At 68.4% G+C, this 12615-nt stretch carries 17 protein-coding genes; 8 read left to right on the top strand and 9 right to left on the bottom strand.

Annotation, left to right across the window (positions count from 1 at the left end):
• Positions 1-55 precede the first annotated feature (55 nt).
• Together ACZ54P_RS04920 and ACZ54P_RS04925 are read right to left on the bottom strand one after the other, a co-directional pair.
• A complete protein-coding gene (locus ACZ54P_RS04920; RefSeq protein WP_465460263.1) occupies positions 56-820 on the bottom strand; it encodes a GAF and ANTAR domain-containing protein in 765 nt (254 codons plus the stop codon).
• 5 nt (positions 821-825) lie between these two features.
• Positions 826-1524: a GAF and ANTAR domain-containing protein gene (locus ACZ54P_RS04925; RefSeq protein ID WP_465460264.1), complete on the bottom strand. Its 699-nt coding sequence runs from the start codon at positions 1522-1524 to the stop codon at positions 826-828.
• Between the two features lie 224 nt (positions 1525-1748).
• Here ACZ54P_RS04925 and ACZ54P_RS04930 point away from each other — a divergent pair, with 224 nt between their 5' ends.
• Both ACZ54P_RS04930 and ACZ54P_RS04935 read left to right on the top strand, forming a co-directional pair.
• Positions 1749-2324, top strand: a complete 576-nt coding sequence (locus ACZ54P_RS04930) for a dihydrofolate reductase family protein (protein ID WP_465460265.1) — start codon at positions 1749-1751, stop codon at positions 2322-2324.
• Between the two features lie 237 nt (positions 2325-2561).
• The gene (locus tag ACZ54P_RS04935) at positions 2562-2765 is read left to right on the top strand and encodes a cold-shock protein (RefSeq protein WP_037319102.1); all 204 of its coding nucleotides are present in this window, start codon (positions 2562-2564) and stop codon (positions 2763-2765) included.
• A 232-nt stretch (positions 2766-2997) separates the two neighbouring features.
• Here the strand turns inward: ACZ54P_RS04935 and ACZ54P_RS04940 are convergent, their stop codons facing one another.
• The 3 genes from ACZ54P_RS04940 to ACZ54P_RS04950 are packed head-to-tail and all read right to left on the bottom strand — an operon-like array spanning position 2998 to position 4721.
• On the bottom strand, positions 2998-3396 hold the full coding sequence (locus tag ACZ54P_RS04940; protein ID WP_465460266.1) for a contact-dependent growth inhibition system immunity protein: 399 nt from the start codon (positions 3394-3396) through the stop codon (positions 2998-3000).
• Between the two features lie 10 nt (positions 3397-3406).
• Positions 3407-4045 carry a polysaccharide deacetylase family protein gene (locus ACZ54P_RS04945; protein ID WP_465460267.1) on the bottom strand — a complete coding sequence of 213 codons (639 nt, stop codon included), beginning with the start codon at positions 4043-4045 and terminating at the stop codon, positions 3407-3409.
• Positions 4046-4049: 4 nt separating this feature from the next.
• Positions 4050-4721, bottom strand: coding sequence for a glycoside hydrolase family 11 protein (locus ACZ54P_RS04950; RefSeq protein ID WP_465460268.1), 672 nt, complete (start codon positions 4719-4721; stop codon positions 4050-4052).
• 260 nt (positions 4722-4981) lie between these two features.
• On the opposite strand from ACZ54P_RS04950, the gene ACZ54P_RS04955 reads away from it, so the two are divergent.
• On the top strand, positions 4982-5575 hold the full coding sequence (locus ACZ54P_RS04955) for a GNAT family N-acetyltransferase (RefSeq protein WP_465460833.1): 594 nt from the start codon (positions 4982-4984) through the stop codon (positions 5573-5575).
• On the opposite strand, the gene ACZ54P_RS04960 is transcribed toward ACZ54P_RS04955, so the two are convergent.
• Both ACZ54P_RS04960 and ACZ54P_RS04965 read right to left on the bottom strand, forming a co-directional pair.
• Positions 5565-6209, bottom strand: coding sequence for a response regulator (locus ACZ54P_RS04960; protein ID WP_465460269.1), 645 nt, complete (start codon positions 6207-6209; stop codon positions 5565-5567). The genes ACZ54P_RS04955 and ACZ54P_RS04960 overlap by 11 nt on opposite strands.
• A complete protein-coding gene (locus ACZ54P_RS04965; RefSeq protein ID WP_465460270.1) occupies positions 6206-7402 on the bottom strand; it encodes a sensor histidine kinase in 1197 nt (398 codons plus the stop codon). Before ACZ54P_RS04965 ends, ACZ54P_RS04960 begins: the two co-directional genes overlap by 4 nt.
• A 173-nt stretch (positions 7403-7575) precedes the next feature.
• On the opposite strand from ACZ54P_RS04965, the gene ACZ54P_RS04970 reads away from it, so the two are divergent.
• The 5 genes from ACZ54P_RS04970 to ACZ54P_RS04990 all read left to right on the top strand — a co-directional run bounded on the left by ACZ54P_RS04970 (position 7576) and on the right by ACZ54P_RS04990 (position 11506).
• Positions 7576-8667, top strand: coding sequence for an alpha/beta hydrolase family protein (locus ACZ54P_RS04970; protein ID WP_465460271.1), 1092 nt, complete (start codon positions 7576-7578; stop codon positions 8665-8667).
• A 37-nt stretch (positions 8668-8704) separates the two neighbouring features.
• Positions 8705-9085, top strand: coding sequence for a PPOX class F420-dependent oxidoreductase (locus ACZ54P_RS04975; RefSeq protein ID WP_465460272.1), 381 nt, complete (start codon positions 8705-8707; stop codon positions 9083-9085).
• An 81-nt stretch (positions 9086-9166) separates the two neighbouring features.
• The gene (locus ACZ54P_RS04980; RefSeq protein WP_465460273.1) at positions 9167-10003 is read left to right on the top strand and encodes an NmrA family NAD(P)-binding protein; all 837 of its coding nucleotides are present in this window, start codon (positions 9167-9169) and stop codon (positions 10001-10003) included.
• Positions 10000-10395 carry a PPOX class F420-dependent oxidoreductase gene (locus ACZ54P_RS04985; RefSeq protein WP_465460274.1) on the top strand — a complete coding sequence of 132 codons (396 nt, stop codon included), beginning with the start codon at positions 10000-10002 and terminating at the stop codon, positions 10393-10395. The genes ACZ54P_RS04980 and ACZ54P_RS04985 overlap by 4 nt, the downstream gene beginning before the upstream one ends.
• Positions 10396-10519: 124 nt before the next feature.
• Positions 10520-11506 (top strand): MCE family protein, encoded by a 987-nt coding sequence (locus ACZ54P_RS04990; protein ID WP_465460275.1) that lies wholly within the window; start codon positions 10520-10522, stop codon positions 11504-11506.
• Between the two features lie 215 nt (positions 11507-11721).
• Here the strand turns inward: ACZ54P_RS04990 and ACZ54P_RS04995 are convergent, their stop codons facing one another.
• Both ACZ54P_RS04995 and ACZ54P_RS05000 read right to left on the bottom strand, forming a co-directional pair.
• Positions 11722-12171, bottom strand: a complete 450-nt coding sequence (locus tag ACZ54P_RS04995; protein WP_465460276.1) for a hypothetical protein — start codon at positions 12169-12171, stop codon at positions 11722-11724.
• On the bottom strand, positions 12164-12529 hold the full coding sequence (locus tag ACZ54P_RS05000) for a hypothetical protein (RefSeq protein WP_465460277.1): 366 nt from the start codon (positions 12527-12529) through the stop codon (positions 12164-12166). Before ACZ54P_RS05000 ends, ACZ54P_RS04995 begins: the two co-directional genes overlap by 8 nt.
• Positions 12530-12615: the final 86 nt, after the last annotated feature.

A 12615-nucleotide genomic window follows, 5' to 3' on the forward strand; every position in this document is an offset into this window, starting at 1 on the left:
GTGACCGCGGCTCAGTGTCGGCCTTCGGCGCCGGTCGTGTTCGTGGTGCCCGCGGTCAGTGGGCGAGGATTCCGGCGATGTCCGCGGTGCCGTCCGCCACCTCGCGGGCCAGGTCGGAGAGGCGTTGCCGGTGGGAGCGGGCGTAGCCCCGTAGTGCGGCGAAGGCCGCGTCCATGTCGAGGTTCTCGGCGTGGGCGGAGAGGACGCCTTTGGCCTGTTCGATGATGACTCGGCTGTTGAGCGCGGTTTGCAGTTGTTCGGTGAGCAGGTCGGCGTTGCCGATGGCCCGCTGGTGCAGGATGCCGATCGTGGCGACGTCGGCCAGTGCTTGACCGAGCTGCGTGCTGGTGTCGTGTACTCCGTCGCTTTCGGCCTTCAGCAAGGTCAGCACGCCGATGACCTGGCGGCGCAACCGCATCGGAACCGCTTGTGCGGCTTGGAATCCGCAGTCGCGGGCGGCGGCGGCGAAGCGAGGCCACCGGGAGGAGTCGGCGGTGAGGTCCGCACTGGCACTCGGCGCTCCGCTGCGGACGCAGTCGATGCAGGGCCCGTCCTCGGTTTGCACGGCGAACACTTCCAGCAGCTCCGCCCGTTCGGAGGACGCCGCCGCCATGCGGAGCCCGCCGTGTTCGTCGAGCAGGATCACGCCGGCCGCGGACACCTCGAGCAATTCGACGCACTGCTCGCACAGCATGTGCAGGAATTCCAGGACGTCGAAGTCGTCGATCAGGGTGTCGGCGAGTGCGACGAACGTGTCGGCCAACCGCTGCTCATGGCCCGTGGTCCGCGCCAGGGGCGTGACCTGCGGTTGTTCTGACATGCCGGTCAGTCTCCTAACTCGAGGTAGAGGTCGCGGCCGACGATCCGCCGGGACACCTCGTCGAGGGGGGTTCGATGAGCGTAGGCGTGTGCGCGGATGCGCAGCAACGCGTCGTGCATGGAGATGTTCAGCTGGACGGTGACGACGCCGGTGGCCTGATGCACCACGGCATGGACGTCGGACAGCCAGCCGACGTCCATGGGATCCGGACTGTCGAGATCGTCGAGCACCAGGTTGGTGGCGATGTCGGCGAGCGTCAGCGCGTCCCTCAATTCCTCCCAGCCGAGAGAGCCCTCGCTGTCGCGGTGGAGGTCGAGGGTGCCGACCCGCACCGCGCCGACGTGCAGCGGAAACGAGAACACCGCCGCCACGCCGGCGGATTGAGCTTCGGAGGCGAAGGCGGGCCAGCGGGCACTCGCGGTCGCCAGATCGGCGGCCAGCACCGGGCCGCCCAAGGCACGTGCCGCGACCCGGGGGCCTTCGCCGACCGTGCGTTGCAGGTCGTCGAGGACCAGGCTGACCGGATCGGTCGCGCAGGCGACGGCTTGCGCGGTGTCGTCACCGCCGCCGTGGACGACTATCGCGGCGCCGGACACCCCGCAGATGTCGACACACAGCTCGCACACTCGTCGCAGCAGCGTGGCCGGATCAGTGCTCCCGACCTTGAGCATGCTCAGCAGCTCGACGTGCCGTCGAGCGGTCACGATGATCCCTTCGTCCTCAGAGAGTCGGCTCCCCGGAGGGCGAGGGTGCGTTCTCGCTCGGTCCTCGGCGGGGTCCGTGCCCGCCGGGGTCTCGAGCGTAAGCAGCGAGTTCAGTCTACCGCCCGCAAGCTTTCCGAGACGCCCATGTCGAGACGGCCGGGGCGGCTCCGACCTCCGGGTGAAAGCGCCGGACGGGCGCTGAAGAGGCGAAGGAGGGCTTGGCGATGAGCAAGGTGGTGCTGGATGTGTCGATGTCCCTAGACGGGTTCACCGCCGGACCGAACGTCCGGGCCGAAGAGCCCATGGGGGACGGCGGGGAACAACTGCACGAGTGGATGGGCGAAGCCGGGCCGGACGCCGACGTCCGCCGGGAGGTGGACGTGTCGGTCGGGGCCACCATCATCGGGCGGCGCACCTTCGACCTCGGCCTGCGCCCGTGGGGCGGCACCCCGTGGCCGGGCGTCCCGAGCTTCGTGGTCACCCACCGGACCAGGGACGATCTCCTCGGCGACAACGGCGGGACGTTCGCCTTCGACGGCCTGGAGGTCGCGGTCCGGCGTGCCAAGGAGGCCGCGGGGGACAAGGACGTGCTCGTGCTGGGTGCGGACGTGGCGGGTCAGCTGCTCGCCGCGGGCCTGCTCGACGAGGTGTATCTCCACCTCGCGCCCATTCTGCTGGGGCAGGGGACGGCGGTGTTCGGGGGCGGTCGCGGCGACCTGGTCCCGGCGGGGGAACCTGTCGCGGGGGCCGTGACCCACCTGCGCTATCGCGTCCGGCGTGGAGCGACCCCGCGGCGCTAGGCGAACGGTCGGCCGGCGGCGGGGACGACCCGGTGTGGGTGAGTACACCGTACGTTTTTCCTGGCGGAAGAAGTGGCCCTGACCTGGCGAATGTCCGGTTTTTCGAGCCGTCCCGACGCACCGAAATCTTCTTTTTTCGGGACACGACGTGTGCTCTCCGGCGACACCTGCCAGAATGGATACTGAGATCGGGGCATCGAATGCGCTCAGACTCGCTATGAAGAGCAGGTAAAAAGTATGGCTCAGGGCAGCGTGAAGTGGTTTAACGGCGAAAAGGGCTTCGGCTTCATCGCGCAGGATGACGGCGGACCGGACGTGTTCGTGCACTACTCGGAGATCCAGGGGAACGGCTTCAAGTCCCTGGACGAAGGGCAGCGCGTGGAGTTCGAAATCGGTCAGGGCCAGAAGGGCCCGCAGGCCCAGCGCGTCGTCGCCATCTGACGTTTCTCCACCGCCGAAGGCCCTCACCCGCACTGGGTGAGGGCCTTCGGTCGTTGAAGGGCCCGCAGGTCAGTCCTCGAGCCGCCGTGTGACGGCCGTCACGTGGCCGATGGTCCGGAGGTCTTCCGGCTCGATCCCACGTCCTGGGCATATCCGGTGCCCAGCGAGAAGCCGCGAACTGGCTGAACGAACGGTTCGCCGGAAAACCGGCCGCGTGGAACTGCGGCCGGTTCTAGCGCGGCCCCGAAGTTCGATCCTCCTGGGGAAACGCGTCGAGCTGCCTCCGCAACGGCTTGATGTCACCGGTTTCCTTGGCCACCCGGATCACCTCGCGCAGCCGCGCGAGGTGATCCGGGTGCTGCCGCCAGTACGGCGCCCGCACCATGAGGATCGCGGCGAGCAGGTCGCCGGGGTAGTACCGGCCCTCGGCCATGGGGTCGGCTTCGAGCAGGGGGAGTGCGAGGGGAACGAGCACCTCGACGCTCACCTGCTGCCCCAGCAGCACTCGCAGGTCCTCCACCTCGAAGTCCCGGATCGGCTTGTGGCGCAACCGGTAGACCGTCGTCATGAGGCCGGTCGCGTCCGATGGCGGGTCGCCCCATGGCGGTTCGAGGTCGTCCAAAGTGGTCACGGGCCCCAAATTACCCCGGCGCCACCGCCCGTCCGGTCTGTGGCGAGATCGCACCGGCGCACAGCCCTCTGGCGGCCAGCCCCTGTGCGATCCGCGGGATCGCCGCGATGGTGTTGGCGGGCCAGTCGTGCATGAGGATGACCTGCCCGTTGGTGAGGCGGGCGTTCGCCGCGACGATCGCGTCGGTGCTCGCGTTGTTCCAGTCCTGCGAGTCGACGTCCCAGATGATCTGGGTCAGCCCGTACCGCGCCGCGACCGAGCGCACGGTCGTGTTCGTTTCGCCGTAGGGCGGCCGGAACAGCTTCGGCGTGCCGCCGCCGGCGTTGGCGATGGCCTGCTGCGTCCGTGAGATCTCCGAATCGATCTGCGCCTGGCTCAGCTGGGTCAGGCGCGGATGCGTGTAACTGTGGTTCGCCACCCACATTCCGGCGCTGACCTGGGCTCGAACCAGCGCCGGATTCGCGGCGGCGTACTGGCCCTGGTTGAACATCGTGGCCCGCAACCCGTTCTGCCGGAGCGCGTCGAGCAGGCGTGAGGTGGTGCCGGACGGGCCGTCGTCGAAGGTGAGTCCGACGTATCCGGAGCAGGCGGCGGGAGTGGCGCCGGGAGCGAAGGTGAGCGCGGCGACCAGCGCGGCGACGACGAACACGGCGTCACCCGCTCACGGTGATGCTGGAGTTGCCGCTGCTCTGATAGCCCTCGGTCGCCATGATCATGTAGTAGTTGAAGGAGCCGAGCCGCATCCCGGCCCGCGCCCAGGCGTCGAAGTGGTTGCCGGTGGTGATGGTGCCGCCGGTCCGTTTCGCCTGCCGGACGCTCCAGTACTGGTTGAAGGTCTTGGTGCCTTCGACGGACGGGGCGTTGTACCTGGTCGTCTGGTAGATGTCGTACGTCCCGCCGTCGCTGGTGACGGTGCCCTTGTAGGTTCCGGTCGGCCGGTAGCTGCCCCAGTTGTCGACGATGTAGTACTCCACCAGCGGGTTCGACGTCCAGCCGTACAGGGTCAGGTAGCCGTTGCCGGACGGGGAGAAGCTGCCGGAGTAGGTGACGTTGCGCCGCCCGCCGTTGCTCCAGCCTTTGCCCGCGACGAAATTGCCGGTGTTGCTCCACGAGGTCCGGTAGCTGCCGCCCGCGCTCAGCGTCATCGAGACCGAACCGGGCCGGTCGGTCCAGAACGAGTAGTAGTAGCCGTTGTTCGTGCCGGTCTGGTTCGTCGTGATCACCGTGTCGGCCGAGGCCGTGCCTGGCACGAACGCCGTGATCAGCGCGGCCGCGACGGCCCCGCTCAGAATCAGCCGGAACCGGGATTTCCCAAGAGATCTCATCCTTGTGCTCCCTCTTCGTCGAGGTGTGCCGAGGAAAAAAGTGTCGGTGGCGCCGAGGAAGCCGGTCAAAGACTTTCGAAGAAGTTTCGTCAGCTCGCGAGAGTGTGGCCAGGGTCATCCGCGGAACCCGACGACGGTCTCTTCAGCTCCCGTCCCGGCTACCGATATCGTCAAGGGATGCTTGTGATCATTCGTGAGCACCCGTGCGGTCTGGCGCGGTGAGCCGCTCCGTTCTGGAGCCCGAGCAGGTCGGGCGGAAGGTGCGGCTGCGCGAGGTCGGCCTCCGGGACCGCCGGGTCCTGATGGGCTTCGACCGCGACATGGCCCGCGAGGCGACACCGCTGATCGGCGGTGGGCACCGGCATTGGGCGTCGCACCGGTCGGGTTCCGCCGGTGACGACATCCACTTCGGCATCGAGACAGTACGCGGCCGCATGCTGGTCGGCTCGGTCTGCACCATCGGCGCCGACCCCGTGACCGGCCTCTTCGGCTACGGCATCGGGATCGCCCCTCGGCACCAGCGCTGCGGATACGCCACGGACGCCATCACCGTCCTGCTGGCGCACATGTTCGAGCAGCGCGGCTTCCGCAAATGCGAGGTCAGCGTGTACGGCGGCAACCTGGCGTCGCTTTCCCTGCACGGCGGCCTCGGCTTCCGCGAGGAAGGCAGGCTGCGTGACACCGAAGTGGTGCGCGGCGAGATCAAGTACCTGGTCCGGATGGGCATCACGGCCGAGGAGTTCGCCCTGCGCCGTCCGGGCGACCTCGGTGATCTCGGCGGTCGCCGAGGTCAGCACCGGCGGCCCCGCCGCGGCAAGCACTGGCGTACGCCCGCCGCCGCCGTCAGCGGTTGATCCCGGCCTCATAGGCGAAGACGACGGCTTGGACGCGGTCGCGGAGGCCGAGTTTCGTGAGGATGCGGCCGACGTGGGTCTTCACCGTCCCCGGTGAGAGGAACAGCAGTTCCGCGATCTCGGCGTTGGACAGGCCGCGGGCCAGCTGCTGCAACACCTCGCGTTCGCGGCCGGTGAGCAGGGCGAGCCTGCCGTCGGGTGACGGCGTGGGAAGGCCGGTGACGACGCGGTCGAGCAGCCGACGGGTAACGGTGGGGGCGAGCGTGGCTTCTCCGGCGGCGACCACGCGGACGGCGGAGAGCAGGTCCGGGGCCAGCGCGTCCTTGAGCAGGAAACCGCTGGCGCCCGCCCGAAGCGCGGCGTAGACGTACTCGTCGAGGTCGAAGGTGGTCAACACCAGCACCCGGGTGCGGTGGGCCGCGGCGATCGCGGCGGTGGCCTCGACGCCGTCCATTTCGGGCATCCGGATGTCCATGAGCACGACGTCGGGATCGAGGTCCGCCACCAGCTTCACGGCCTCCGCGCCGTCGCCCGCCTCGCCGACGACGTCGATGTCGTCGGCGTTGTCGAGGATCATCCGCAGGCCGGTGCGCACCAGCGCCTGGTCGTCGGCGATGACCACCCGGATCGTCATGACGGCAAGGTCGCGCGGACGGCGAAACCGCGTTCCGGACGTGGTCCCGCGTCGAAGGTGCCGCCCAGTACGTTCACCCGTTCCCGCATCCCTTCGAGGCCGTGGCCGGTGCCGGGGGGTGCCTCCGCCGCGATGCCGTCGTCGGTCACCTCGATCTCCAGCGCTTCGGGCTCATACCGCATCACGATAGTCACCGACGCGGCCGGACCGGCGTGTTTCAGCACGTTCGTCAAGGCTTCCTGCACGATCCGATAGGCCGCCAGGTCCACTGTGGACGAAAGTGGCCGCGGTTCCCCTTCGACGCGGAAGTCGACCGGCGTGCCCGCCGAGCGGATGTCGCCGACCAGGCGCGGCAGACGTTCGGCACCCGGGCGCGGTTCCCAGTCCGGGGCGTCCTGGCCGAGCGCGCCGAGCAGCCGCCGGATCTCGCTCAACGCGGTCCGCCCGGTGCCGACGATGGCGTCCAGCGCCTCCCGTGCCCGCTCCGGCCGCCGCTCCAGTTCCGCTTGGGCGCCCTGTGCCTGCAGCACCACCACCGAGAGCGCGTGCGCGACGACGTCGTGCAGTTCGCGGCTGATCCGCCCGCGTTCGGCCGCCACGGCCAGCGCGGCCTGGGTGTCCCGCTCGCGTTCGAGGTCGGTGGCCCGCTGTTCGAGCACCGACAGCCGGATCCGGCGCTGCCGCGTGTTCATCCCGGCCAGCCACGCCACCGAGAGCGACAACCCCACGCCCGCGAACCCGCCCCAATCCTGGACTTGGCTTTCGTCGTCGTCGATCGGCGGCGCCAACCGATCGATGATGATGATCCGCGGCAGCGGGACGTGCGTCCGGGAGTTCGCTTCCGAGGCGTAGAACGACCACGCGGCGGCGATGAGCAATCCCGTCGCCAGCAGAGTGAAGGAAAGCCGTCGCGACCCCCAGGCCGCGACGGAGAAGAGGCCGATCAACGCCACGAGGTCGACCGGGCGGAGATCGTTGCCCATGGCCAGATGAACGAGCGACACCACCGTGCCCGCCGTGAAGGTGATCGCGGGATTGCGGTGTCGTACCAGCAGGGAAGCCAAGGCCACCAACGACACCACCCACCACTCGAAGCCCTCCGGGTCGTCGGCGGCGACCACAGTGGACAGTCCGATGAGCACGGTGAGCCCGCGGTCGACGGCCTTCGGGTGACTCCTGAGTACGGCCAGCACCGGCCGAGCGTAACCGCGGATCGGGCGCCGCGGATCCACCGCGAGGCAGAGGCCGGGGTACGACCTGCGACAGACGGACGGGTGAGGAGCGACGTGCTCTCCGGCCGATGCGCGAACACGGCGGCATGGCACAGGCTGGGTGGCGGAAAATCCTCGACAGAAAGAGAATCCTCATGAGAAGGCTTCTTGTCACGCTGCTCGCCCTCGCCGCCATGGTGCCACTGGCGATCCCGGCTTCGGCGGAGGCGAAGTCCTTGAAGTTGCCGCCGCCGACCGGTTCGCATCCCGTCGGCTCCACCGACCTGCATCTGGTCGACGACTCGCGCCGGGATCCCTGGGTACCGACCGGGCCGCGTGAGCTGATGGTGTCGATGTTCTACCCGGCTCTGCTGCCGGTCGGCTCGCGGCGGCCATATCTGACACTGGCCGAAGCCAAGGCCTTCCTGACCGAGTCCGGGCTCCCCGACGTCGACCCCGCGCGGGTTGCCGAGACCAGGAGCAGCGCCCGTGTCGACTCCCCGCCGTTGCCGGGGAAGCGGGCGCTGGTCGTCCTGTCACCCGGTTTCGGCAAGCCGCGCACCACGCTCACCGGCCTGGCGGAAGACCTGGCGAGCAAGGGTTTCGTCGTCGCGCTGATCGGCCACAACTACGAATCCCACGGCACCGCCTTCCCCGACGGTCGCGTCACCGAATGCGCCGCCTGCGGATCCGAGTCCACGCTGCTCCCGCCGATCCGCTCCGCGGACGTCTCCTTCGCCCTCGACACGCTGACCAGGCCTTCGTCGAAGTGGGCCTGGTTGATCGACCGGACGCGCGTCGGTATGGCCGGGCATTCGATCGGCGGTTACAGCACACCGACGGCGATGGTGAACGACCAGCGGATCCGCGCCGGCGTGGACCTGGACGGCAGGCTGTGGTCGCCGATCCCCGCGTCCGGAATCGACCGGCCGGTCTTGCTGCTCGGCCGCGAAAGCGAGTACACCCCGGCCGGTCCGGACACGACCTGGGCGGGCAGCTGGCCGAATCTCACCGGCTGGAAGCGCTGGATCAGTGTCGCCGCGGCCGGGCACGCGTCCTTCACCGACGTCGGCGTGCTCGGTGAGCAACTCGGCCTGTCGTGGCCCGGACTGCTCGGTGGCCTGCGCGGGATGGAGCTGACCAGGGCGTACGTCTCCGCGTTCTTCGACGCGAACCTGCGCGGCGGCCGTCAGCCGCTGCTGGACGGGCCGGTGGCGGGCAACCCCGAGATCAAGTTCTGGAACTAGGCCGTCACGTTCGCGCCGGCCGTCCCGTCCAAGGGTCATGACGACACAGCTCAGCAGGTTCACCGACCAGAAGACGATCCTCTTGAAGACGTTCAAGCGGGACGGGACGGCCGTCGGGACACCGGTCAACATCGCCGTCGAGGGGGATCACGCGTTCCTGCGCACCTACGACGCGGCGTGGAAAGCCAAGCGGATGCGGAACAATCCCCGGGTCGAGATCGCTCTTTCCACCTTCCGTGGCATTCCGACCGGAGACGCCGTGCGGGGGCACGTGCGGCTGCTCGACGGCGACGAGGCCCGGCACGCGGCCGAATGCCTCGCCAAGAAGCATCGGCTACTGCACGGCTTCTTCGTTCCGCTCCTGCACCGGCGGAAGAAGTACAAGACGCTCCACTACGAGTTGAGACTGGATTCGTAGCGTCCTCGGTCGCGATGCCCGATTCCTTTCCGGCGGCCCGCTGGTCTTCTTGTCGGTAAGTGAGAACGACAGGAGCAGGGTATGCCGGACAGGAAGGTCATCGCCGTCGTCGGCGCGACCGGTAAGCAAGGTGGCGGGCTCGTGCGCGCCATCGCGGAAGACAGCTCGGGGGAGTTCGTGGCACGGGCCATCACCCGCGATGCAGCCACCGCGGAGGCGGTGGCGGATCTCGGCGCCGAAGTGGTGGAGGCGGATCTCGACGATCCCGCCGCGGTGAAGCGGGCTTTCGCAGGCGTGTATGGCGCGTACTGCGTGACGTTCGCGCAGCAGTATCCACCGGAGCACGAGATCCGCCACGCCGCGACGATGGCGGCGGCGGCCGTGGAGAACGGGCTGCAGCACGTCGTTTGGTCGACGTTCGAGGACACCCGCGCTCAGCCGGGGCCCTACTACGTTCCGCAATTCGATGCCAAGGCCGAGGCGGACGCCGAATTCCGCACTGTACCGACGACTTACCTTCGGACGGCTTTCTACTGGGAGAACCTCGCCCTGACCGGAAACACGCTGTCGTTGCCGCTGGGCGAAGCGAAACTGGCCGGGATCGCCGTCGACGACATCGGCCGGTGCGCGCTCGGGGTGTTCAAACGACCGGAGCTGATCGGCGAGACCGTTTCCCTCACCGGCGAGAACCTGACCGGTGCCGAACTGGCCGCGGCCATCACCGACGCGTTGGGAAAACCCGTGCGGTACAACGACATTCCGCCTTCCGTCCTCCCCGAGGACGTCGGCAACATGTTTCGGTTCTTCCAGGATTCGGAGGCCATCTTCGCCGGTGGCCGCAGTCGGGCACGGACACTCGAGCTGAATCCCGCGTTGCAGAGCTTCTCCGGCTGGCTGACGAAAGGATCGATCCGATGAGTGTCCCGTTGGACGACCGTGCCCGCGAGTTCATCGACGGCAAGAACGCGGCGACCGTCGCCACCGTCACCAAGGACGGCGGTCCGCAGACGTCGGTCATCCTGGTCGGGCGCGACGGCGACGTGCTGCTGTTCAGCACGACGACCATGCGGGCGAAGGCGCGCAACATCGAGCGTGACCCGCGGATCAGCGTGCTGATCTACGCCGGTGCGGATTCGAGCAAATACGTCGAGATCCGGGGTACGGCCATTATGGAGCCCGATCCGGAGAAGAAACTGCTGCACGAGATGTACGCCAAGTATCTCGGCATGGAACCGCCACCGGAGCCGGGAGTCGAGCGGCTGATCGTCAGGCTGACCCCGGAGAAGATCAACCACTTCCCGCCGTGCTGACCATCGGGCGGCGCTGTCTGTCCTCAATGGACGGACAGCGCCACCCGATCGGTGCAACGTTTCGCCTGGCGATCGACAGGAGCGGCCCTTACGCTTTCCCGACCGCGACCTGCGAGGTGAGACGATGCGGTCCTTCGGCTCGGCGGATCCGGTCAAGCTGGCACTCGCCGGACTCACCACGATGGCCCTCGGAATGGCGGCGGCGCTCAACGCCGACGCCCTGCCGGTGATCGGCGGCGGCACCACCTATTCGGCCGAATTCTCCGACGCGGGCGGACTGCGCGCGGACAACGACGTCCGGATCGCCGGGGTCAAGGTCGGGAAGGTTTCCCGGATCGGCCTCGAAGGCGACCGTGTGCTCGTCTCGTTCCGGGTGAAGGACGCCTGGCTCGGTGACGCCACTGGCGCGTCCATCCAGATCAAGAACGTACTGGGGCAGAAGTACCTGGCCCTCGACCCGCGAGGTGAAGCGATCCTCGATCCGGGCGACCCGATCCCGCTGCGAAGGACCATCGCGCCCTACGACGTCCTTGAAGCGTTTCGAGACCTGTCGAAGACCGTGGACGCCATCGACGTCGATCAGCTTGCGAAGAGCTTCGACACGATTTCAGCCACCTTCGCCGATACACCTGCCGACGTCCGCGCCGCGCTCGACGGGATCTCGAAGCTCTCCGGCACCATCGCCTCGCGCGACCGGCAACTCCGGACGCTGGTGGCGAACACGCGGCAGGTCTCGCAGACCCTCGTCGACCGCGACGCCGAGGTCCAGCGGCTGGTCCAGGACGGCAACGCGCTCCTGCGCGCGATCTCCACCCGGCAACAGGCGATCAAGGATCTGCTCGACGGCTCGAAACGGCTCGCGACCGCGCTCGACGGCATCATCGCCGACAACGACGGGCAACTCGGGCCGGTGCTCGAACAACTCGACCGGTTGACGTCGATGCTGCACCGCAACCAGGACTCGCTGGCCAAGGGGATCGCCGCGTTCGCCCCGGCGATCCGGGTGCTCACGAATGTCGCGGGAAACGGGCGGTGGATCGATGGCTACCTGTGCGGGCTCGTCCTGCCCTCGTTCGGACCGCTCAACGAGAAAGGCTGCTTTGAGTCGTGAGTGATTTGGGTCGTTCTCTTGAGAAGAAAGACAATCGTGTCGTGGTTGCGGGCGGTCTGTTCGCCGGGGTGAGGGGCTGGGCGAAGGCGTAACTCGCGTGCTCAGAGACGGGACTCGCGTGCCTGAACCCCGCACTCGGGTGTTACGCCTCCAAGCACGCGAGATCCGGCTCTAAGCACGCGAGTACGGCGCCACGTCGCTCACGAGTCCCAGGACTACGGCTTCGTCCGCCGGAGCCAGTACAGCCCGATCACCGGCAGCACCAGCGGGATGAAGAGGTAGCCCTGCCCGTACACCGACCACACGGTGGCGTGGGGGAAGGCTTCGCGGTCGAAGAGGCTGAAAGTGCCGACGGTCAGCACGCCGATCAGTTCGATTCCGCAGGCGAGCAACGCGATCCGCCACCAGATCGCGCCGCGGCGGGCGAGCGCCACGGTGGCCAGGAGATAGACGACGGCCGCGAACGCGGACAGGACGTAGGCCAGCGGGGCCTCGTGGTACTTGGTGCTGATCTGCACGGCAGCGCGTGACGTCGCCGCCAGCGCGAAGATCGCGTACACGGTGACCAGGATGCGGCCGGGGCCGGAGGCCTGGTCCGTACCGGGCTGCCCGCTGACGTCCTTGGTGGCTTCGCCCACCGTGCTCTCCTCGGTTTCTTCAGGCACTGGCGCCCGCCCACACCTCGTGCAGCCGGAGCACCATCACCGGGATGGCGAGGCAGGCGATCCCGAGGATCGCGGTGCTCGACCGCGTGCGCTCCGCCAGTGCCCAGAACGTCCCGAGCGGGAGCACGACCAGGCAGCCGATCAGGTAAGCGAGGTAGGTGGCCATGCTGCCCGGGCGGCCGCCGCCGATCAGCAGCACGACGCCGATGACGAGCTGGACCACCAGGAGGAGTTCGACGACGCCGAGGCCGACGAGCAGCGCGTTGTCCGGCAGCTTCTTGCGCGCGGACTGTACGAAACTCCACACCGCGACCAGCGCCGCGCAGATCGCGACGGTCATCGCGAAGCCTGTGATCACGCCCGCCTCCTTGCCTACTCCGCCGTCGACAACGTACCTGCGGGCATTTCGCCGCCGGCGGGCGACCGGCGGGGTTCGTGGCGGGG

This window comes from Amycolatopsis sp. NPDC034160, from assembly GCF_055575355.1.

Coding starts and splice junctions, on each gene's coding strand:
- ACZ54P_RS04920 (WP_465460263.1), bottom strand. CDS start 820: ATGTCAGAACAACCGCAGGTCACGCCCCTGGCGCGGACCACGGGCCAT.
- ACZ54P_RS04930 (WP_465460265.1), top strand. CDS start 1,749: ATGAGCAAGGTGGTGCTGGATGTGTCGATGTCCCTAGACGGGTTCACC.
- ACZ54P_RS04935 (WP_037319102.1), top strand. CDS start 2,562: ATGGCTCAGGGCAGCGTGAAGTGGTTTAACGGCGAAAAGGGCTTCGGC.
- ACZ54P_RS04950 (WP_465460268.1), bottom strand. CDS start 4,721: ATGAGATCTCTTGGGAAATCCCGGTTCCGGCTGATTCTGAGCGGGGCC.
- ACZ54P_RS04960 (WP_465460269.1), bottom strand. CDS start 6,209: ATGACGATCCGGGTGGTCATCGCCGACGACCAGGCGCTGGTGCGCACC.
- ACZ54P_RS04970 (WP_465460271.1), top strand. CDS start 7,576: ATGAGAAGGCTTCTTGTCACGCTGCTCGCCCTCGCCGCCATGGTGCCA.
- ACZ54P_RS04975 (WP_465460272.1), top strand. CDS start 8,705: ATGACGACACAGCTCAGCAGGTTCACCGACCAGAAGACGATCCTCTTG.
- ACZ54P_RS04980 (WP_465460273.1), top strand. CDS start 9,167: ATGCCGGACAGGAAGGTCATCGCCGTCGTCGGCGCGACCGGTAAGCAA.
- ACZ54P_RS04985 (WP_465460274.1), top strand. CDS start 10,000: ATGAGTGTCCCGTTGGACGACCGTGCCCGCGAGTTCATCGACGGCAAG.
- ACZ54P_RS04990 (WP_465460275.1), top strand. CDS start 10,520: ATGCGGTCCTTCGGCTCGGCGGATCCGGTCAAGCTGGCACTCGCCGGA.